General features: G+C 67.2%; 20 protein-coding genes, 1 other RNA gene, 1 pseudogene and 1 other annotated feature. Of the genes and pseudogenes, 9 read left to right on the plus strand and 13 right to left on the minus strand.

The genetic code is table 11. The features are described 5' to 3' along the window. Nucleotides 1-73: 73 nt before the first annotated feature. The 6 genes from GCU53_RS21055 to GCU53_RS21080 are packed head-to-tail and all read left to right on the plus strand — an operon-like array spanning nucleotide 74 to nucleotide 5791. A complete protein-coding gene (locus tag GCU53_RS21055; RefSeq protein ID WP_152389318.1) occupies nucleotides 74-2866 on the plus strand; it encodes a monovalent cation/H+ antiporter subunit A in 2793 nt (930 codons plus the stop codon). Between the two features lies 1 nt (nucleotide 2867). Further along, on the plus strand, nucleotides 2868-3197 hold the full coding sequence (locus GCU53_RS21060) for a Na+/H+ antiporter subunit C (protein WP_039803610.1): 330 nt from the start codon (nucleotides 2868-2870) through the stop codon (nucleotides 3195-3197). Further along, nucleotides 3194-4696, plus strand: coding sequence for a monovalent cation/H+ antiporter subunit D (locus GCU53_RS21065; protein ID WP_152389319.1), 1503 nt, complete (start codon nucleotides 3194-3196; stop codon nucleotides 4694-4696). The genes GCU53_RS21060 and GCU53_RS21065 overlap by 4 nt, the downstream gene beginning before the upstream one ends. Beyond that, nucleotides 4693-5196, plus strand: a complete 504-nt coding sequence (locus GCU53_RS21070) for a Na+/H+ antiporter subunit E (RefSeq protein ID WP_152389320.1) — start codon at nucleotides 4693-4695, stop codon at nucleotides 5194-5196. The genes GCU53_RS21065 and GCU53_RS21070 overlap by 4 nt, the downstream gene beginning before the upstream one ends. Continuing rightward, entirely contained in the window at nucleotides 5181-5450 is a 270-nt protein-coding gene (locus GCU53_RS21075; RefSeq protein WP_152389321.1) for a K+/H+ antiporter subunit F, read from the plus strand. Before GCU53_RS21070 ends, GCU53_RS21075 begins: the two co-directional genes overlap by 16 nt. A gap of 14 nt (nucleotides 5451-5464) precedes the next feature. Continuing rightward, nucleotides 5465-5791 carry a Na+/H+ antiporter subunit G gene (locus GCU53_RS21080; protein WP_152389322.1) on the plus strand — a complete coding sequence of 109 codons (327 nt, stop codon included), beginning with the start codon at nucleotides 5465-5467 and terminating at the stop codon, nucleotides 5789-5791. 1 nt (nucleotide 5792) lies between these two features. On the opposite strand, the gene GCU53_RS21085 is transcribed toward GCU53_RS21080, so the two are convergent. Next, on the minus strand, nucleotides 5793-6464 hold the full coding sequence (locus tag GCU53_RS21085) for a COG3650 family protein (RefSeq protein ID WP_208845360.1): 672 nt from the start codon (nucleotides 6462-6464) through the stop codon (nucleotides 5793-5795). Between the two features lie 192 nt (nucleotides 6465-6656). Between GCU53_RS21085 and GCU53_RS21090 the strand changes: the two genes are divergently transcribed. Further along, complete coding sequence (locus tag GCU53_RS21090) at nucleotides 6657-7019, plus strand: DUF5064 family protein (RefSeq protein WP_152389323.1); 363 nt, start codon at nucleotides 6657-6659, stop codon at nucleotides 7017-7019. Between the two features lie 3 nt (nucleotides 7020-7022). Here the strand turns inward: GCU53_RS21090 and GCU53_RS21095 are convergent, their stop codons facing one another. The 5 genes from GCU53_RS21095 to GCU53_RS21115 form a co-directional block, all read right to left on the minus strand. Continuing rightward, on the minus strand, nucleotides 7023-7724 hold the full coding sequence (locus GCU53_RS21095) for an ABC transporter ATP-binding protein (RefSeq protein ID WP_152389324.1): 702 nt from the start codon (nucleotides 7722-7724) through the stop codon (nucleotides 7023-7025). Continuing rightward, the gene (gene livG / locus GCU53_RS21100; RefSeq protein WP_152389325.1) at nucleotides 7724-8488 is read right to left on the minus strand and encodes a high-affinity branched-chain amino acid ABC transporter ATP-binding protein LivG; all 765 of its coding nucleotides are present in this window, start codon (nucleotides 8486-8488) and stop codon (nucleotides 7724-7726) included. Before livG ends, GCU53_RS21095 begins: the two co-directional genes overlap by 1 nt. Beyond that, nucleotides 8485-9741, minus strand: a complete 1257-nt coding sequence (locus GCU53_RS21105) for a high-affinity branched-chain amino acid ABC transporter permease LivM (protein ID WP_152389326.1) — start codon at nucleotides 9739-9741, stop codon at nucleotides 8485-8487. Before GCU53_RS21105 ends, livG begins: the two co-directional genes overlap by 4 nt. Further along, on the minus strand, nucleotides 9738-10661 hold the full coding sequence (gene livH, locus GCU53_RS21110; protein ID WP_152389327.1) for a high-affinity branched-chain amino acid ABC transporter permease LivH: 924 nt from the start codon (nucleotides 10659-10661) through the stop codon (nucleotides 9738-9740). The genes GCU53_RS21105 and livH overlap by 4 nt, the downstream gene beginning before the upstream one ends. Nucleotides 10662-10811: 150 nt before the next feature. Beyond that, nucleotides 10812-11933: a branched-chain amino acid ABC transporter substrate-binding protein gene (locus GCU53_RS21115; protein WP_152389328.1), complete on the minus strand. Its 1122-nt coding sequence runs from the start codon at nucleotides 11931-11933 to the stop codon at nucleotides 10812-10814. Nucleotides 11934-12106: 173 nt separating this feature from the next. Between GCU53_RS21115 and GCU53_RS21120 the strand changes: the two genes are divergently transcribed. After that, entirely contained in the window at nucleotides 12107-12424 is a 318-nt protein-coding gene (locus GCU53_RS21120; RefSeq protein WP_152389329.1) for a DUF2288 domain-containing protein, read from the plus strand. 9 nt (nucleotides 12425-12433) lie between these two features. On the opposite strand, the gene phnE is transcribed toward GCU53_RS21120, so the two are convergent. The 5 genes from phnE to GCU53_RS21145 all read right to left on the minus strand — a co-directional run bounded on the left by phnE (nucleotide 12434) and on the right by GCU53_RS21145 (nucleotide 16355). Then, on the minus strand, nucleotides 12434-13201 hold the full coding sequence (phnE, locus tag GCU53_RS21125) for a phosphonate ABC transporter, permease protein PhnE (RefSeq protein WP_152389330.1): 768 nt from the start codon (nucleotides 13199-13201) through the stop codon (nucleotides 12434-12436). Beyond that, nucleotides 13198-14028, minus strand: a complete 831-nt coding sequence (locus tag GCU53_RS21130; protein WP_152389331.1) for a PhnE/PtxC family ABC transporter permease — start codon at nucleotides 14026-14028, stop codon at nucleotides 13198-13200. The genes phnE and GCU53_RS21130 overlap by 4 nt, the downstream gene beginning before the upstream one ends. Then, nucleotides 14022-14822, minus strand: a complete 801-nt coding sequence (locus GCU53_RS21135) for a phosphonate ABC transporter ATP-binding protein (protein ID WP_152389332.1) — start codon at nucleotides 14820-14822, stop codon at nucleotides 14022-14024. The genes GCU53_RS21130 and GCU53_RS21135 overlap by 7 nt, the downstream gene beginning before the upstream one ends. After that, complete coding sequence (locus GCU53_RS21140) at nucleotides 14819-15670, minus strand: putative selenate ABC transporter substrate-binding protein (RefSeq protein WP_152389333.1); 852 nt, start codon at nucleotides 15668-15670, stop codon at nucleotides 14819-14821. Before GCU53_RS21140 ends, GCU53_RS21135 begins: the two co-directional genes overlap by 4 nt. A 298-nt stretch (nucleotides 15671-15968) precedes the next feature. After that, nucleotides 15969-16355 carry a diacylglycerol kinase gene (locus GCU53_RS21145; RefSeq protein WP_152389334.1) on the minus strand — a complete coding sequence of 129 codons (387 nt, stop codon included), beginning with the start codon at nucleotides 16353-16355 and terminating at the stop codon, nucleotides 15969-15971. 124 nt (nucleotides 16356-16479) lie between these two features. On the opposite strand from GCU53_RS21145, the gene GCU53_RS21150 reads away from it, so the two are divergent. Continuing rightward, nucleotides 16480-17268 carry a hydroxypyruvate isomerase family protein gene (locus tag GCU53_RS21150; RefSeq protein WP_152389335.1) on the plus strand — a complete coding sequence of 263 codons (789 nt, stop codon included), beginning with the start codon at nucleotides 16480-16482 and terminating at the stop codon, nucleotides 17266-17268. Between the two features lie 73 nt (nucleotides 17269-17341). Here GCU53_RS21150 and GCU53_RS21155 read toward each other — a convergent pair. Both GCU53_RS21155 and ffs read right to left on the minus strand, forming a co-directional pair. After that, a pseudogene (locus GCU53_RS21155) lies at nucleotides 17342-18568 on the minus strand (IS3 family transposase). After that, nucleotides 18169-18285, minus strand: a sequence feature (AL1L pseudoknot). It overlaps the preceding pseudogene by 117 nt. Before the next feature lie 185 nt (nucleotides 18569-18753). Then, nucleotides 18754-18850: signal recognition particle sRNA small type (gene ffs, locus GCU53_RS21160), an RNA gene on the minus strand. Nucleotides 18851-18968: the final 118 nt, after the last annotated feature.

The following is an 18968-nucleotide window of genomic DNA, read 5'->3' on the forward strand; positions in this document are numbered from 1 at the left end:
GACGCCATGTTCGCCACGAATCCCTGGCATCAAGGAACCGGTTGCAAGTCGGAACTATGAAAAGGACGTGCCGATGACGCTTGCGTTGATCATTGCCTTGCCCTTTCTCGGCGCCTGCCTGCCTCTGCTGGCGGATGGCCGTGGGCGCTCGCTGTGCGCGGCAGCCGCTGCGCTGGTTCCGCTGCTGGGACTGATCCTGCTGTTTTCCCAAAGCGCGACAGTGTTCTCCGGGACGCTCATCGAAACCAGTATCCCCTGGCTGCCGGAGCTGGGTCTGAACCTCAGCCTGCGTCTGGACGGCCTTGGTTTTCTCTTCGCCCTGCTGATTCTCGGCATCGGCATTCTGGTCATCGTCTATGCCCGCTACTACCTGGCCAAGCACGAGCCGATGGGGCGTTTCTTCGCCTTCCTGCTGCTGTTCATGGGCGCCATGCTGGGGCTGGTACTGTCGGAAAACCTGCTGCTGATGCTGATGTTCTGGGAGCTGACCAGTCTCTCCTCGTTCCTCCTGATCAGCTTCTGGCACCACCGCTCCGATGCCCGCCGCGGTGCACGCATGGCCCTGACCGTGACCGGCGGGGGCGGGCTGGCGCTGCTCGCCGGGGTGCTGCTGATCGGCCACATCGTCGGCAGCTTCGAGCTGAGCGAGGTGCTCGCTGCCGGCGACAGGGTCAGGGCCCATGCCCTCTATCCGCTGACCCTGATTCTGGTGCTGCTCGGCGTGTTCACCAAATCGGCCCAGTTCCCCTTCCATTTCTGGCTGCCGCAGGCGATGGCCGCACCCACTCCGGTGTCGGCCTATCTGCACTCGGCGACCATGGTGAAGGCCGGGGTCTTTCTCCTGGCCCGCCTGTATCCGGTGCTCTCGGGCAGCGACTGGTGGTTTTATCTGGTCAGCCTGAGCGGTCTGACGACCCTGCTGCTGGGGGCGGTGACGGCGCTGTTCCAGCACGACCTCAAGGGTCTGCTCGCCTATTCGACCATCAGCCACCTGGGCCTGATCACCCTGCTGTTCGGACTCAACTCGGACCTGGCGACCGTGGCGGCGGTGTTCCACATCATCAACCACGCCACCTTCAAGGCCTCGCTGTTCATGGCCGCGGGCATCATCGACCACGAAACCGGCAGCCGCGACATGCGGCGCGTCAACGGCATGTGGAAATACATGCCGCACACCGCCACCCTGGCCATGGTGGCCAGTGCTGCGATGGCCGGGGTGCCCCTGCTCAATGGCTTCCTGAGCAAGGAGATGTTCTTCAGCGAGACACTCCAGCAGAACCTGCTGGGCAGCTTCCACTGGCTGCTGCCGGTCGCCGCGACCATCGCCGGGGTGTTTTCGGTGGCCTATTCGCTGCGCTTCATCCACGACGTGTTCTTCAACGGCGAGCCGATCGATCTGCCCAAGCCGAAGCCGCACGAGCCGCCGCGCTACATGAAGATTCCGGTCGAGGTGCTGGTATTCCTCTGCCTGCTGGTGGGCATGGTGCCGGGCTGGGCCGTGGCACCGCTGCTGGCCGTTGCGGCCTCGGCCAGCCTCGGTGGAGAGCTGCCGACATACAGCCTGGCGATCTGGCATGGCTTCAACCTGCCCCTGGCGATGAGCGCCGTCGCCCTGTTCGGCGGGGTGCTGGTCTATAGCCTGCGGCAGCCGTTGTTCCGCTGGTACGAGGGCCTGCCGAGCCTGGACGCGCAAGGTATCTTCCGCCGCTGCGTCGGCGTGCTGGTGGACTTCTCCCGCGATCTGACCGAGCTGCTGGAGAACGGCTCGCTGCAGCGCTACCTGGGTCTGATGCTGGGCAGCGCCCTGCTGCTGGCGGTGTTCGCCCTGGCGCCGCTGGCCGATGTCGACGGCCCCGTGGCGCTGAGCCCGATGGACGGCATCACCGTGCTGGGCCTCGCCGCACTGGCCCTGACCGCCCTGCTCAGCGCGGTGTTCCATCGCAACCACCTGGTCGCCCTGATGATCCTCAGCGGCACCGGGCTGATGGTAGCCCTGGCCTTTGCCCGCTACTCGGCGCCCGATCTGGCGCTGACCCAGCTGTCGGTCGAGGTGGTGACCATCATCCTGCTGCTGCTCGCGCTGTTCTTCCTGCCCGAGCGTTCTCCGGCCGAATCGGGCAGCCTGCGGGTGGTTCGCGACCTGCTGCTGGCGGCCGGCAGCGGCGTCCTGGTGTCGCTGCTCGCCTACGCGGTGCTGACGCGCCCCTACGAGAGCATTGCCGACTTCTTCCTGGCGAACAGCCTGACCGGCGGCGGTGGCTCCAACGTGGTCAACGTGATCCTGGTGGATTTCCGCGGCTTCGATACCCTGGGCGAGATCAGTGTGCTGGCCATCGCCGCGGTGGGCGTCTTCGCCCTGCTGCACGGTCTGCGCCTGCCGCACCCGCAACTCGACCTGCGGGGCCGGCCGTGGTCCGCCGATCCGCATCCGCTGATCCTCGACCAACTGGCGCGCGCCCTGCTGCCCCTGGCGCTGCTGATCTCGGTGTTCATCTTCCTGCGCGGTCACAACCTGCCGGGCGGCGGGTTCATCGCCGGACTGATCACTGCGGTGGCCCTCATCCTGCAGTACATCGCCCTCGGCGTGTCCTGGTCCCAGGCCCGCCTGCGTTTCAGCTATCACGCCATGGCCGGTGCCGGGGTGCTGATCGCCGCCCTCACCGGGCTGGGCAGCTGGGTCTTCGAGCGACCCTTCCTGACTTCGGCGTTCGGTCATTTCAGCCTGCCCCTGGTCGGCGAGTTCGAGCTGGCCACGGCGATGCTCTTCGATCTGGGGGTCTATCTGGTGGTGGTCGGCGCGACCCTGCTGATCCTGTCCAACATCGGCCACGTCAGTCGGGACGAGGCGAGCAAGGAGGTGCTTTGAGATGGAAGCGCTGTTCGCCATCACCCTCGGCGTGCTGACCGCCAGCGGCGTGTACCTGCTGCTGCGCGCGCGGATCTTCCCGGTGGTGATGGGACTGACCCTGATTTCCTATGCGGTGAACCTGTTCCTCTTCGCCATGGGTCGTCTGCGCACCGGCGTGGCGCCGGTGCTCGGCAAGAGCGCCGAGTACGGCGATCCCCTGCCGCAGGCCCTGGTGCTCACCGCCATCGTCATCGGCTTCGCCATGACCGCCTTCGTGGTGGTGCTGGCCCTGCGCGGCCTGGGCGAAGTGCATAGCGACCACGTGGACGGACGGGAGCCGGACCAATGATGCACGCACCGATCCTGCCGATCCTCCTGCCGCTGTTCGCCGGCAGCCTGCTGCTGCTCGGCCATCGCCTGGGGCGCAGCATGCAGCGCCGGCTGTCCCTGCTCGCCACCTGGGCGTTGCTGCCGCTCTCCGTCTGGCTGCTGGTCCTGGCCGGGGACGACCAGTTGCGCATCTATGCGCTGGGCGACTGGGCGCCGCCTTTCGGGATCATCCTGCTGCTCGACCGGCTGAGCGCGCTGATGCTGCTGGTCACCGCCCTGCTGGCCGGGTTCGCGGTGCTCTACGCGGTGCGCGGCGACGACGAGCGGGGGCCGAACTTCCACGCCCTGTTCCAGTTCCAACTGCTCGGCATCAACGGCGCCTTCCTGACCGCCGACCTGTTCAACCTGTTCGTGTTCTTCGAGATCCTGCTGATCGCCTCCTATGCACTGCTGATGCACGGCAACGGCGCCGCGCGGGTACGGGCCGGCATGCATTACGTGCTGCTCAACCTGCTCGGTTCGTCGTTCTTCCTGATCGGCGTGGGCACCCTCTACGGCCTGACCGGGACCCTGAACATGGCCGATCTGGCCCGCCAGGTGGCCAGCGCCGATGCGACGCAGACGCCGCTGCTGGCGGCTGCCGGCTACCTGCTGCTGCTGGTGTTCGGCCTCAAGGCGGCGGTTCTGCCGCTGTACTTCTGGCTGCCGCGCGCCTATGCCGCCGCCAGCGCACCGGTGGCGGCGCTCTTCGCGATCATGACCAAGGTCGGGCTGTACGCCATCCTGCGGGTATTCACGCTGATCTTCGGCAGCGAGGCCGGCGAACTGGCCGATCTGGCGCAGCCCTGGCTCTGGCCGCTGGCCGCCATGACCCTCGCTGCCGGGGTGTTCGGTGCCCTGGCGGCGCGCAGCCTGCAGACACAGCTGGCCTACCTGGTGGTGGTATCGGTCGGCACCCTGCTGGTCGGCATCGCCCTGGGCACCGCCGAGGGCTTCGCTGCCGCGCTCTATTACCTGTTGCACAGCACCCTGGTCAGCGGTGGCCTGTTCCTCCTCGCCGATCTGATCGCCCGCCAGCGCGGCGAGCTGGGCGGCGAGCTGCAGCACGGGCCCACCCTGCGCCAGCCGACTCTGCTCGGCGGGCTGTTCTTCTTCGCGGCGATATCGGTGGCCGGTCTGCCGCCGCTGTCCGGCTTCCTCGGCAAGCTGATGCTGCTGCGTGCGGTACCGACCGGCTCCCCGGCGCTGCTGATGTGGTCGGTGCTGCTGGTCGGCGGCCTGGGGCTGCTGATCGCCCTCAGCCGCTCCGGCAGCACCCTGTTCTGGCGCACCTCCGGGGCGCCGGTGGCCGAGGGGGCGGCCGACCGCCTGCGCATCCTGGCCTGCGCCGGCCTGCTGCTCGGCAGCCTGCTGATGGTTCTGGCGGCTGCGCCGCTGCAGGCCTACGTGCAGGCCACGGCGCGCCAACTGCTGGATCTTTCGCCCTATCTGCAGATCGGCATGGGAGGTGCTGCATGAAGGCAATGCGCGGCTTGCCGCATCCGGCCCTGAGCCTGTTGCTGGCGATCATCTGGCTGATGCTGGTGAACACCCTGAGCCTCGGCCACCTGCTGCTGGGGGCCTTTCTCGGTTGGGCGATCCCGCTGCTCTGCCGCGATTTCCTGATCCGGGTGCCGCGGGTGCGCCGGCCGCTGCAACTGATCCGGTTCGTGCTCAAGGTGTTCGGCGACATCCTCATCGCCAACCTGGCCGTGGCGAAGCTGGTGCTGGGGCCGAAGGAGCGGCTGAACCCGGCCTTCGTCGAGGTGCCCATGGCCATCGAGGACGGGTTCGTCCTGGCGGTGCTGACCAGCATCATTTCCCTGACGCCGGGCACGGTGTCCGCCGATCTCAGCGCGGATCGCCGGACCCTGCTGCTGCACGCCCTGGATGCGCCGGAGCCCGGACAGCTGGCTGCCGAGGTGAAGCGCCGCTACGAGGCGCCCCTGCTGGAGATCTTCGAATGCTCGCCTACGTGATTCCCTTCTGCCTGGTGGTCATCGGCCTGGCGCTGGCCCTCAACCTGGTTCGCCTGATCAAGGGGCCGAGCCTGCCGGACCGCATCCTGGCCCTGGACACCCTGTATATCAACGCCCTGGCGCTGATCGTGCTGTTCGGCATCTGGTTGGCGTCGGACCTGTTCTTCGAGGCGGCGCTGCTGATCGCAGTGATGGGCTTCGTCGGTACCGTGGCGGCCGGCAAGTACCTGCTGCGCGGCGATATCATCGACTGAGGAGTTTGTCATTCATGCCATTCTGGATCGAAGCGCTGGTCAGCCTGTTCCTGGTCCTCGGCAGCCTGTTCGCCCTGATCGGCGCCATCGGCCTGTACCGTCTGCCGGATTTCTACACCCGCCTGCACGGCCCGACCAAGGCCACCACCCTGGGCGTGGGCGGCATGGTGATCGCCTCGATGCTGTTCTTCGCTGGGCGGCCGGAAGGGCCGAGCCTGCATGAACTGCTGCTCACCCTGTTCCTGTTCATCACCGCGCCGGTCAGCGCGCACATGCTGGCCAAGGCGGCGATGCAGAAGAAGCTGCCGCTGACCGAGCGGACCCGCGGCAAGCCCTGGTGACTCAGTTCTCGCGGCTGCCGCCGACATAGGCGCAGCCGCGCTGCACCTGGCCATCGAGGCGCAGCTCGGCGCTCAGGTGGCGGATCGCGCCGCTCATGGAGTCGACGCAGCGTTGCGGCGCTACCCAGAGCTCCAGGCGCCGGCCGTCGGCCTCGCTGGTCAGGTTGAGGCTGCCGCCGGGCAGCTGTTCCTCCAGATAGGGCAGGGCCAGGGGAGGCTGGTCGGGGCGCTGCAGCAGCAGGCCCCGGCTGCCGACGCTGACGCTCCAGAAGGGCTCATTGCCCGCGGCGCGCAGGATCATGCGGCGGAAGTCCGGATCCTTGCAGCTCTGCCCGCCTAGTTCCAGGCGATAGAGCCGGCTCGCCTCGAAACGCCCATCCACGCCGGACTTGTCGCTGGAGCCGAGGCTGCCGCGCAGGTCGGCGAACAGCGGCTCGTTGCCGCCCCCCTGAAGTCCGCGTATGTCCTCGGCCAGACCGAGGTCGCCGGCATCGATCAGCACGAAGCGGCGTTGCTCGTCGCACGGGCGCAGCAGCAGATCGCCGTCGCGCATGCTCAGCTCGCCGTGCAGGCGGACTTGCCCGCCCGCAGGGGCCTGGCTTTCTCCGGCGAACAGCTGGCAACCGGTGAACAATGGCAGAAGGCAGTACAAGAGGGGACGGACAAGGCGCATCGGCGGTCTCCTGAAAGGGGGCTCACGTTAACCAGAGGGGCCGCCGATCTCAAGCCCGACGATACTGTGCCAAGCGACGACACGCAGGAGATGGGCAGCCTCCGCTGTCTACACTGAGCGCAGGCTGCACCCCGCCGATTGCGGACCGGGGGCTCTACGTTGTTCGGTCTTACCCCCTGCGAGGAGGCTCCCATGTTCAAGCCGGGTCACCTGCATCGCGAGCATCTGCCGGACAAGTCCGACCCGCAGACCTTCGTCTACGACGTGCATTACGAGGTGCGCGACCTGCCGGAAAAGGGCCAGGTGCTGCACATGCGCATGGACGGCGCGGTCGACGGCAAGGCCTTTTCGGAGGAGTGCGAGCTGCCCCGCGACATGGCCTTCGACTTCATGAACGAGCTGACCCGGGTCGCCGTGCGCAACGGTTTGCATCCGCGCTTCGGCCCGATCCTGCGCGAGCACGACGAATACGACGCGATGTTCGAGGATATCCGCCACAAGCTGGGGTTACGCCCCGGAGAGCCGATCGATCTCGGCCATCTACCCGGGCGATAGGGCTCAACTGCCCAGGTAGGCCTCGCATACCCGCGCATCGCCGAGCAGTTCCTCGCCCGTGCCGTGCATGACGATCCGCCCGTTCTCCAGCACGTAGCCGCGGTCGGCCAGCTTCAGCGCCTGGTTGGCGTTCTGCTCGACCAGAAAGACCGTCACGCCTTCCGCGCGCAACTGCTCGATGATTGCGAAGATCTGCTGGATGACCAGCGGCGCCAGGCCCAGGGAGGGTTCGTCGAGCAGCAGCAGGCGCGGCCGGCTCATCAGCGCGCGGCCGATGGCGAGCATCTGCTGCTCGCCGCCGGACAAGGTGCCGCCGCGCTGGGCATAGCGCTCCCTCAACCGCGGGAAGAGCTCCAGTACCCGCTCGAGCTGTTCCTCGAAGGCGTCCTGGGCGGTGAAGAAGCCGCCCATGGCGAGGTTTTCCTCCACCGTCAGACGGGCGAAGATGCGCCGGCCCTCCGGGACCACGGCGATGCCCTTGCGCATGATCGCGCTGGTGTCCTGGCCGACCAGTTCCTCGCCGCGGTAGCGGATACTTCCGGCGCTGGCCCGCGGCGTGCCGCAGAGGGTCATCAGCAGGGTCGACTTGCCGGCGCCGTTGGCGCCGATCAGGGTGACGATTTCGCCCTCGCGGACCTCCAGGCTCACCCCGTGGAGCGCCTGGATCTTGCCGTAGCAGGTGGAGACGTCGTCGAACCGTAACATCAGGCTTCCCCCAGATAGGCCTTGATCACCTCGGGATGACAGCGGATCTGTGCCGGCGTGCCCTCGGCCAGCGGGCGGCCCTGGTTGATGACGACGATCCGGTCGGAAATGCCCATCACCAGCGGCATGTCGTGCTCGATCAAGAGCACGCCGAGGCCGTGTTCCTCGCGCAAGAGGCCGATCAGCGCCTTGAGGTCCGCGGTTTCCCGCGGGTTGAGGCCGGCGGCCGGCTCGTCGAGCATCAGCAGGCGCGGACGGGTCATCATGCAGCGGGCGATTTCCAGACGGCGCTGCTGGCCGTAGGCGAGGGTGCCGGCGGAACGGTTGGCGCAGTCCAGCAGCCCGACCCGTTCCAGCCAGCTGTGGGCGAACTCCAGGGCCTGGCGTTCGCTGCGGCGGAAGGCCGGGGTCTTCAGCAGGCCGGCGAAGAAGTTGGTGTTCAGGTGGCGGTGCTGGGCCACCAGCAGGTTCTCCAGCGCGGTCATCTCCCTGAACAGGCGGACGTTCTGGAAGGTGCGCACGATCCCCTTGCGGGCGATCCGGTGCCCCGGCAAGCCCTGGATCGGCTCGCCGTCGAGGAGGATCTCTCCGCCGCTGGGCCTGTAGAAGCCGGTCAGGCAGTTGAACACCGTGGTCTTGCCGGCGCCGTTGGGGCCGATCATCGACAGCACCTGCCGTTCGCCGAGGCAGAGGTTCACGCCGTCGACCGCCAGCAGGCCGCCGAAGCGCATGGCCAGGTCGCGCACCTCGAGCAGGGCGCTCATCGCTTGAGCTCCAGGTGCGGGCGCTGCATGGGCAACAGGCCCTGCGGCCGCCAGACCATCATCAGCACCAGCAGGGCGCCGAACAGCAGCATGCGGTACTCGCTGAACTCGCGCATCAGTTCGGGCAGCAGAATCATCACCACTGCGGCGAGGATCACCCCCAGCTGCGAGCCCATGCCGCCCAGCACGACGATGGCGAGGATCACCGCCGACTCGATGAAGGTGAAGGATTCCGGCGTCACCAGCCCCTGGCGGGCGGCGAAGAAGCTGCCGGCGAATCCGGCGAAGCAGGCGCCCAGGGTGAAGGCCGAGAGCTTGATGGCGGTGGGGTTGAGGCCCAGGGCGCGGCAGGCGATCTCGTCCTCGCGCAGGGCCTCCCAGGCGCGGCCGATCGGCATGCGCAGCAGGCGGTTGATGACGAACAGGGTGAGCAGTACCAGCGCGAGGGCGATCAGGTAGAGGAAGATCACCTTGTGCGCCGAGTCGTAGGGCAGGCCGACGAAGCCGTGGAAGGTCTGCAGGCCCTCCGGGGCGCGGCGCTCGAAGGTCAGGCCGAAGAAAGTGGGCCTGTCGATGCCGCCGATGCCGTTGGGGCCACCGGTGAGTTCGGTGAGGTTGCGCAGCAGGAGGCGGATGATTTCGCCGAAGCCCAGGGTGACGATGGCCAGGTAATCGCCGCGCAGGCGCAGTACCGGAAAGCCGAGCAGAAAGCCGAACAGCGCGGCCATCGCCCCGGCGATCGGCAGGCAGGTCCAGAAGCCAAGGTCGAAGTACTGCGAGAGCAGGGCGTAGGTATAGGCGCCGATCGCGTAGAAGCCCACGTAGCCGAGGTCGAGCAGGCCGGCGAGGCCGACCACGATGTTCAGGCCGAGTCCCAGCATGACGTAGATGAGGATCAGGGTGGCCAGATCCACGGCGCCGCGGGAGGCGAAGAACGGCCAGATCAGGGCCGGAACCAGCAGGGCGAGCACACCCCAGCGCTGGGTCGAGGGCAGGCTGAGGAGGTTCTTCACCCGGCCCGGCATGCCGGGAAGCTGCGGTGCTTCGCCCCAGAGGGCGGCCAGTCGGTCGCGGCCGAGCTGCCAGCAGAACATGCCGACGGCCGCGGCGGCGATGCTCCAGAGCACCGCCGGGCTGGCATTGTGCACTTCCAGGCGGATGCCCACGGTGGTCAGCTTGAGTCCCAGCACCGGCCAGGCTACGGCGAGCACCAGCAGGGCGCTGAACAGGGCGGTCTTCAATCGGGGGCTCATACCTTCTCCACCTCCGGACGGCCGAGGATGCCGGTCGGGCGGAACAGCAGCACCAGCACCAGCAGGCCGAAGGCCACCACATCCTTGTACGGATCGCCGAACAGGTCGGCGCCGAAAGCCTCGGCGACGCCCAGCAGCAGGCCGCCGAGCATGGCTCCGGGGATGCTGCCGATGCCGCCGAGCACCGCGGCGGTGAATGCCTTGATCCCGGCGAGAAAGCCCTGCTGCGGGTTGATCACCCCGTACTGCAGGCCCAGCAGCACCGCGGCCACCGCAGCCAGGGCGGCGCCGATGACGAAGGTCAAGGCGATGATGCGGTGGGTATCGATGCCCAGCAGACTGGCCATCTTCAGGTCCTCGGCACAGGCACGGCAGGCGCGGCCGAGACGCGAGCGGGAGATGAACAGGCTGAGGGCGAGCATGACCAGCAGGGTGACGGCGAAGATGAGGATCTGCGTCCAGGAGATCACCACGCCGTGCATGGCGCTTTCGCCGATGACGAAGTTGCCCGGCAGCAGGCTGGGGATCGCCTTGTCGCGGGAGCCCTGGGACAGCAGTACCTCGTTCTGCAGGAAGATCGACATGCCGATCGCCGAAATCAGCGGAATCAGTCGGTTGCTGCCGCGCAGGGGGCGGTAGGCGATTCGCTCGATGGAGTAGCCGTAGGCGCTGGCGACCACGATGCTCGCGGCGAAGGCGACGGCCATCAGCAGCGGCAATTGGTCCAGACCGAGCATCGACAGCCCGGCGATGGCGATGAAGGCCACGTAGGAGGCGATCATGTACACCTCGCCGTGGGCGAAGTTGATCATGCCGATGATGCCGTAGACCATGGTATAGCCAATGGCGATCAGCGCGTAGGTGCTGCCGACCGTCAGGCCGTTCACCAGTTGTTGCAGGTAGTGGTAGAGCTCGGGCATTGCCTGGTTCCTCGAAGCCCGCGGCAGGCGCAGACACACTCGCTCGTCGGTTTTTGCGGCCTTGGGAGTCGTAGGGTGGGTTAGGCCAACGGCCGTAACCCACCAACGGCACCGCAGGTGCCGCTTTCGCAGACGAGCTGGGCTCTCGACCTACTCGACCGGCGTCTTGCTCCCGTCCCGATGCCACTCGTAGACCTCGAAGCCGAAGTCTTTCAGATCGCCCTTGGCATCGAAGGCCAGGGTGCCGGTCACCGTATCGAAGCTGTTGCCGCGCAGGGCCTCGGCGACCGCCTCGGGGTCGTCGCTGCCGGCTTTCTCGATGCCCTGGGCGATCAGTTGCACGGCGGCATAGGCGGGAAACACGAAGGGGCCGCTGGGGTCCCGGTTCTTGGCCTTGAGAGCCTCGACCAGCGGCTGGTTGCGCGGGTCCTGGTCGAAGGCGCGCGGCAGGGTGAGCAGCAGTCCTTCGGATGCGTTCCCGGCAATGGCGGAAAGTTCCTTGTTGCCGACCCCCTCCGGTCCCATGAAGCGCACCTTCAGGCCCCTTTCCGCGGACTGGCGCAGCAGCAGGCCGAGCTCCGGGTGGTAGCCGCCGTAGTAGACGAAATCGACGCCGGCCTGCTTGAGCTTGGCGATCATCGCCGAGAAGTCCTTGTCGCCGGCGTTGATGCCCTCGAACAGGGCCACCTCGACACCGCGCTCCTGCAGGGTCTTCCTGACCGCGCTGGCGATGCCTTCGCCGTACTGCTGCTTGTCGTGCAGCACCGCGACGCGCTTGGGCTTGATCCGCTCGGCGATGAACTTGCCCGCGGTCGGCCCCTGCAGGCTGTCCAGGCCGATGGTGCGGAAGATCAGTTGGTGGCCCTGGGCGGTGATCTGCGGGCTGGTAGCGGCCGGGGTGATCATCAGCACGCCCTCGTCCTCGTAGATGTCCGCCGCGGGCTGGGTCGAGCTGGAGCACAGGTGGCCGACGACGAAGGCGATGCCGTCGTTGACGATCTTGTTGGCCACCGCGACGGCCTGCTTGGGATCGCAGGCGTCGTCGTAGACGCTGCCCTCGAGGAGCTGGCCGTTCACCCCGCCGGCCTCGTTGATCCGTTCGATGGCCAGTTTCGCGCCGATGAACTGCATGTCGCCGTATTGCGCCACGGGCCCGGTGACCGGCCCGGCCAGGGCGATGCGGACCGGCTCGGCGGCGGCTGCATGGAGTGCGGTTCCGGCCAGCGCCAGGGCGGCGAACAGTCGGGAAAGGTGTCGGGTAGCCTTGTGCATACTGCTCCTCGTTGTTCTGTCGTTGCGGGGGGCCGCTCTGCAGCGGGCCCTTCTGCCAGGCGTTGCGTTACAGTGTAAAGTCACGCTTCGCCGCTTGGAAACCTTGCCGACCGACACTTGCCTGGTCCCGTCACACCGTTATGATGGCGGCCCTTCCAACCGGTGAATCCTTCATGACAGACACGACCAACCCCCTCTACGTCAAACTGCTCGGCGAAACGGCGCGGATCACTTGGGAAGAACTGCAGCCGTTCTTCGCCCGTGGCGCGCTGCTCTGGGTCGCCGGCGAGGTGGATCTGGTGGCGGTGGCGCTGGCCGTCGCCGAGGACGATCAGGCCAGTGTGGCCGCCTGGTTGACCGGCGGCCAGCTGGCGAAGCTGGAGGAGAGCCGCGCCGAGGATCTGCTCGCCCGCGACCCCGAACTCTGGGCTGTGGTGGTGGCGCCCTGGGTACTGGTGCAGGAGCGCAGCGGGGCGCCGGGGCACCACTGAGCCGTCAAGCTATGCCTGCACCCAGCGCTGGCGCCCCCAGCCGCTCAGCGCGTCGACCCCAAGCACCAGCAGCAGCATGGCGAGGATCACCGTGGCGGCCTGGGCCTCCTGGAACAGGCTGAGGCTCAGGTAGAGCATCTGTCCCAGCCCGCCGGCGCCGACGAAGCCCAGCACGCTGGCCATGCGGATGTTGTTTTCCCAGCGGTACAGCGAGTAGGCCAGGAGTTGCGGCCAGACTCCCGGCAGGGTTCCGTAGCAGAACGCCGCGATGCGCCCGCCGCCGGCCAGGCGCACGGCTTCGGCCGGCTCGCCCGGGGTGTTTTCCAGGGCCTCGGCGAACAGCCGGCCGAGCACCCCGGCGGTGTGCAGGGCCAGCGCCAGGGTGCCGGCATTCGGCCCGAGGCCGGCAGCCAGCACCATCAGCGCAGCCCACACCAGCTCCGGAATCGCCCGCAGTGCATTGAGCAGCAGGCGCGCGGCGCTGGTCGCCAGCAGCCCGCAGCGTCCGCTGGCCGGGAGCGCCAGCAGCAGGCCGAGGCCGGCGGCGAGCAGGGTGCCGATGGCCGACATGGCCAGGGTCTCGAGGGCACCCTGACCAATGGCCAGCAGGTGTGCCGGGGAGAAGTCGGGGCGCAGGAAGCCGCCGGCGTAGTCGCCCATCTGCCGCAGGCTGTCCGCGCCGAACAGCGTCCCCAGGTCGATCTCCAGCCAGGCGAAGGAGGCCGCGACGGCCGCCAGCAGGCCCAGCAGCAGGAGGACGTTGCCCGTACGCCTCATGTCAGCCTCCCGCGCAGCAGGCGACTCAGCTGGTCGGCCAGCAGCACCAGCAGGAGGAAGGTCAGCAGCATGCTGGCCACCTCGCCGCCGGCGAACATGCGCATCGACAGGTCGATCTGCTGGCCGAGCCCGCCGGCGCCGACGAAGCCCATCACCACCGAGGCGCGGATCGCGCATTCCCAGCGGTAGACGGTGTAGGAGAGCATCTCCGCCGCGGCGTTGGGCAGGATGCCATAGAGGAAGGCGACCAGCCGCGGACTGCCGCTGCCGAGCAGGGCGCGCACCGGGCGCGGGTCGACCGACTCGAAGATCTCGGCGTAGACCTTGCCGAGCATGCCGGCATAGGTGATGGCGATGGCCAGCACCCCGGCGCTCGGGCCGAGCCCCACGGCGCGCACGAAGAGCAGCGCCCAGACGATCTCCGGCACGCTGCGCAGGACGATCAGCAGGCCGCGCACCGGCCAGCGCAGCAGGGCACCCCACCAGGCCGGCCGGCCACTGCGATGCACCGCCGAAAGCGACAGGGCGCGGCTGGCGAGCAGCGCGGCGGGCAGGGCGACGAGCAGCGCCAGGCTCATGCCGGCGGTGGCGATGGCCAGGGTTTCCAGGGTTGCCCGGCCGAGCAGTTCGAGAAACTCGTGGCCGTGTTCCGGCGGCCAGAAGGCGGCGACGAAAGTACCCATGGTGGCCACGTTGTCGCCGTGCAGCAGCACGCCCAGGTCCAGCTCGCTGAGCGACAGCCCCGGCCACAACAGGGCCAGCGCGAGCAGACCGAGCAACAGGCGCGGCAGGGCGGCGGGATCGCGGGAGGCAGCGCGGGTCAGCATCGGGGTATGTGCAGTACGTGGGGCAGAGCCGGCGGTGCAGCCGGCGGCTGCAGCTGTTCGTTGGCGTAGAGCGCGTCCAGCTCGGCCCGGCCGAGGGCGGCGGCCGGGCGGTCGAAGACCAGGCGCCCGGCGCGCACGCCGAGGATGCGCGGGAAATGCGCCAGCGCCAGATCCACGGCATGCAGGCTGGCGAGCAGGGTGATGCCGCGGCGGGCGGCCTCCTCGCTCAACACGCCGAGGGTGTGTCCGGCGAGCACCGGGTCCATGGCCGAAACCGGCTCGTCGGCGAGGATCAGCTCCGGCTCCTGATAGAGCACGCGGGCGATGCCGACCCGCTGCAGCTGGCCGCCGGAAAGCTGGTCGCAGTGCTCGAACAGCTTCTCGGCCAGGTCCAGACGCGCCAGGGCTGCAGCGGCGCCGGCGGTATCCAGCGGATGCAGCAGGTTGAGCAGGCTCCTGCCCAGGGACCACTGGCCGAGCTTGCCGGCCAGCACCGCGGTGACCACCCGCTGGCGCGGAGGCAGGGGCGGCGCCTGATGGATCAGGCCGATGCGCGCGCGCAGCCGTTGCCGGGCTGCGGCGGACAGGCGCCAGGGATCGGCACCGAGTATCTCGAGACGGCCGGCGGTGGGTTTCTGGGCAGTGGCGAGCAGGCGCAGCAGGCTGGTCTTGCCGGCACCGGACGGCCCGATGATCGCCACCCGCTCGCCGGGGGCGACTTTCAGCTCGACATCGCTCAGTGCAACCTGGCCGTTGGCGTGGGTCAGCCCCACGCCGGACAGGTTCAGGGTCACTTCAGCAGGCCGGCGGCGCGTGCCGCTTCCTCGATGCCCTGGTAGTTCTCCGGCTTGGTCTCGATGAAGCGGCTGGCCGCCTGCAGGTCGAGGATCTCCTTGTGCTCCGGCTTGGCCGGGTCGAGGGCGAGGAAGGCCTTCTTGATCTTCGCGGTCAGCTCGGGATCAAGGCTGCCGCGCACCGTCCAGTTGTAGTCGTAGTAGGTCGGGGTGGTGGCGAACACCTTGACCTTGTCGGTATCGACCTTGCCGGCAGCGACCAGCTTGTCCCAGACCGAGGCGTTGAGCACACCGGCGTCGACCTTGCCGGACTGTACCCAGGCGACGGTGGCGTCATGGGCGCCGGAGTAGGCCACGCGGCTGAAGAACGCTTCCGGCTTGATGCCGTCCTTGAGCATGAAATAGCGCGGCATCAGGCTGCCGGAAGTGGAGGACACCGAGCCGAAGGCGAAGGTCTTGCCCTTGAGGTCCTGCAGGGACTTCACGTTGGCGTCGGCGCTGATGAACTTGCTGGTGAACTTCTCGTCCTGCTCGCGCTGCACCAGCGGAATGGCGTTGCCGGTCTTCAGGCGGGTCTGCACGAAGGTGAAGCCGCCCAGCCAGGCCAGGTCCACGCGATCGGCGGCCAGCGCCTCGACCACGGCGGCATAGTCGGCCACCGGCACGAACTTCACCGGCATGCCCAGCTCCTTCTCCAGATAGGCGCCGAGCGGCTTGAACTTGCGCAGCAGCTCGGTGGGCGCCTCATCGGGAATCGCCGAGACGTTGAGCACGTCGGCAGCCTGGGAAAGAACGCTGGACAGGGACAGGGCAAAGCCGGCGGCGAGCGCCAGGGTACGCTTGAGCATGGGGTTCTCCGGTTCAATAGCGGAAAAAAGGCGGGCGGATTATAGAGGAAGCACATGGCTGATTGGCGAGTGCCATGCCACGGCTCTGGAGGATCTCTGGAGGCATGTTGAGCGGTAGGTGACCGCAATGGCTATGGCGCCGTCCTTGCGGTGGGTAACGCTGCGCGGTTACCCACCCTACGGAATCCGAGTCAGCGTGTACGGTGGATGGCCACCCCGTGGAAAACTCGCGCAGCGATTTTCCACCAGAAGATATCCAGGCGTCTCGCCGGGCCTTATGGAGCTGCTCTCCGAGCGGCTATGACAGCAGGATGGTCGCCCAGACCGCGGCGATCAGCACCAGCGCCAGCAACTGGGCCGCACTGCCCATGTCCTTGGCCCGCTTGGAGAGGGGGTGCAGTTCCAGCGAGATGCGGTCGACGGTGGCTTCGATGGCCGAGTTGAGCAGCTCGACGATCGGCGCCAGCAGCACCACGGCGATCAGCAGGGCGCGCTCGACCCGGCTCACGTCGAGCAGGCAGGCGACGGGAATCAGCAGCAGGTTCAGCATCACCAGCTGGCGGAAGGCAGCCTCGCCGACGAAGGCGGCCTTGAGGCCGGCGAGCGAATAGCTGGTGGCGTTGAGAATCCGGCGGAATCCTCGTTGGCCCTTCAGGGCCCGGCTGTCAAGCAGATTGGATGGCATCAGAAGCGTCTCGGTGGCGAATGAGGGGACCACGGGGCGGTTGTTGGATCGTCCGATGGTAAACAGCATAGAGTGAAAAAAACGTAAGCCACCATGATTGGGGCTCGACCAGAGGAGCAGAAGCATGCAGATCGCCGCCAACCTTTCCCTGCTGTTCAGCGAAAAACCGCTGATCGAGCGCATCGTGGCCGCTGCCGCGGCGGGCTTCGACGGCGTGGAAATCCAGTTTCCCTACGAGATCCCGGCCATCCGCCTGAAGGAAGAATTGGAGCGCGCCGGGCTGCCATTGGTACTGATCAACCTGCCGGCCGCCGATCTTCTGCAGGGCGGCCCCGGCCTGGCCGCGGTGCCGCAGCGCCAGGCGGAGTTCGACGCCGCGCTGGAGCTGGCGCTGAGCTATGCCGCGATGGTCCGGCCGGACTGCGTCAACGTCCTGCCGGGCTGCCTGGCCGGGGGTGTGGCCCCGGAGCAGGCCCTGGCGACTCTCGAGTCGAATCTGGCCAGGGCCGCCGAGGCCTTCTCGGTGCTGGGAATCACCGTGGTCTGCGAGGCGATCAACCCGCTGGACATGCCGGGCTTTTTGATCAACACCGCCGACCAACTGGATACCCTGCTGCGTCGCGTGGATCACCCCAATTGCCTGGCCCAGCTGGATCTCTATCACATGGCCCGCCAGGGACTGGATATCCCGGCCTGCATCGCCCGCCTGGCCGGGCGCATCGGCCATGTGCAGTTCGCCGATTGTCCGGGGCGGGGCGAGCCGGGCAGTGGCCAGGTGGATTTCACCGCGTCGCTGGCTGCCCTGCGGGAAAGCGGCTATCGAGGCTGGCTCGGTGCCGAGTACCGTCCGGCCGGTGCAACCCGCGACAGCCTCGCCTGGCTGGCGCGCTGGCGGGCCGGGGATTATCGCTGACGCTTCTCTCCCGCGTGTGGGCTACGGTGTGCACTGAATCGCCCCGGGATCTCTGGAGGCTCTTTGGTGTGAATCATGCCGCTTGGGCCGACTCGGTAAGTTGTCGATAATAAAGGGCTTCGGCTTCGGCGGGTGGCATGTTGCCGATGGGCTCCAGCAGCCGTCGGTGATTGAACCAGTCCACCCACTCCAGCGTCGCCAACTCCACTGCCTCTCGATTCTGCCAGGAACGGCGATGGATCACCTCGGCCTTGTACAGGCCATTGATGGTCTCGGCCAAGGCATTGTCATAGGCGTCGCCTACGCTGCCCACCGAGGGCTCGACCCCAGCTTCGACCAGGCGTTCGGTATAGCGGATCGAGACGTACTGCACGCCCCGGTCGCTGTGGCGAATGAGCCCACCCTGATTGACGGGGCGGCAGGCGTACAGCGCTTGCTCCAGGGCATCGAGCACGAAGTCGGTACGGGCCGAACTGGACACCCGCCAGCCGACGTTACGCCGGGCGAATACGTCGATGACAAAGGCCACATAGACGAAGCCCTGCCAAGTGCTGACGAGGTGAAGTCCGACACCCAGAGCGCGTTTGGCCGCTCGGCGCGGAACTGGCGATTGACCTTATCCTGCGGGCATGGGTTGGCCTTGTCGCTGATCGTGGTCTTGAGCGGCTTGCCGCATACGACACCTTGCAGACCCAGTCGCCGCATCAGCCGTTCCACCGTGCAGCGGGCCGCCACTACGCCTTCGCGCTGGAGCTGCCGCCAGACCTTGCGCACGCCATAGGCCTGGAAATTCTCCTCCCAGATCCGTTGGATATGCCCGCTCAGCACCTCGTCACGCTGTGCTCGCGGGGAACGCCGCTCGGGGGCAGCCTGGCAACGCGCATGGGTGTAGTAGGTCGATGGAGCGATCGGCAGTACCCGGCAGATCAGCTCGACTCCATAAACCGCACGATGCTCGTCGATGAATGCTTTCATGGCTTGAAGCGGCGGTCGAACTCCGCCTGGGCAAAAAAATACGCCGACGCCTTGTGCAAGATCTCGTTGGCCTGGCGCAGCTCACGCACCTCACGTTCCGGTGCCTTGATCCGCTCGCGTTCGCTGATGGTCTGGCCTTCGCGCTTTGCCATTGCCGCGCTCAGCCTGAGCGCACCCAGCGGCGCAGCGTTTCGGCCGTACAACCAATCTTGGCTGCAATTGAGCAGATCGCCGCCCACTCCAAGTCATGTCCGTCTTGATGCTCCAGCACCAAACGAACCGCTCGCTCGCGGACTTCCGGGGAATACTTCGTTGCTGTCTTCATGGCTCCATCCTCTCAAGAGTTGGAGCCTCCGGGAAAGCCGGGACGGTTCAGAGGGGCTTGGAAAGAAAACGAGCACGATACAGCCTAACGAAGATACATCACTTTGGTGTACCTAAACGCTGTCACACTCTGGGCTTCTGGCAGAAAATTCTTTAGAAAATCAACGAATTAGAGATTGGAGATGGCCCCACCAGCCACACCCCGGCACACAAGGTCACCGCTACGGCTGCTCCCTTCCGGGCCTGACCGGGTTCACGGCTGCTCGTTGCGGGGGGACCGGCAGGACCACCATAACGAAACCCACCAGCTCGGTGGGTCGGATAATTCTACTGGCTTACTCGCAATTTACAACTGTCACGTGCAAAGAAAACGTTTGGAGACAGTCAATTGCTGATATAAG

Source organism: Azotobacter salinestris, from assembly GCF_009363155.1.
Taxonomy (GTDB): domain Bacteria; phylum Pseudomonadota; class Gammaproteobacteria; order Pseudomonadales; family Pseudomonadaceae; genus Azotobacter; species Azotobacter salinestris.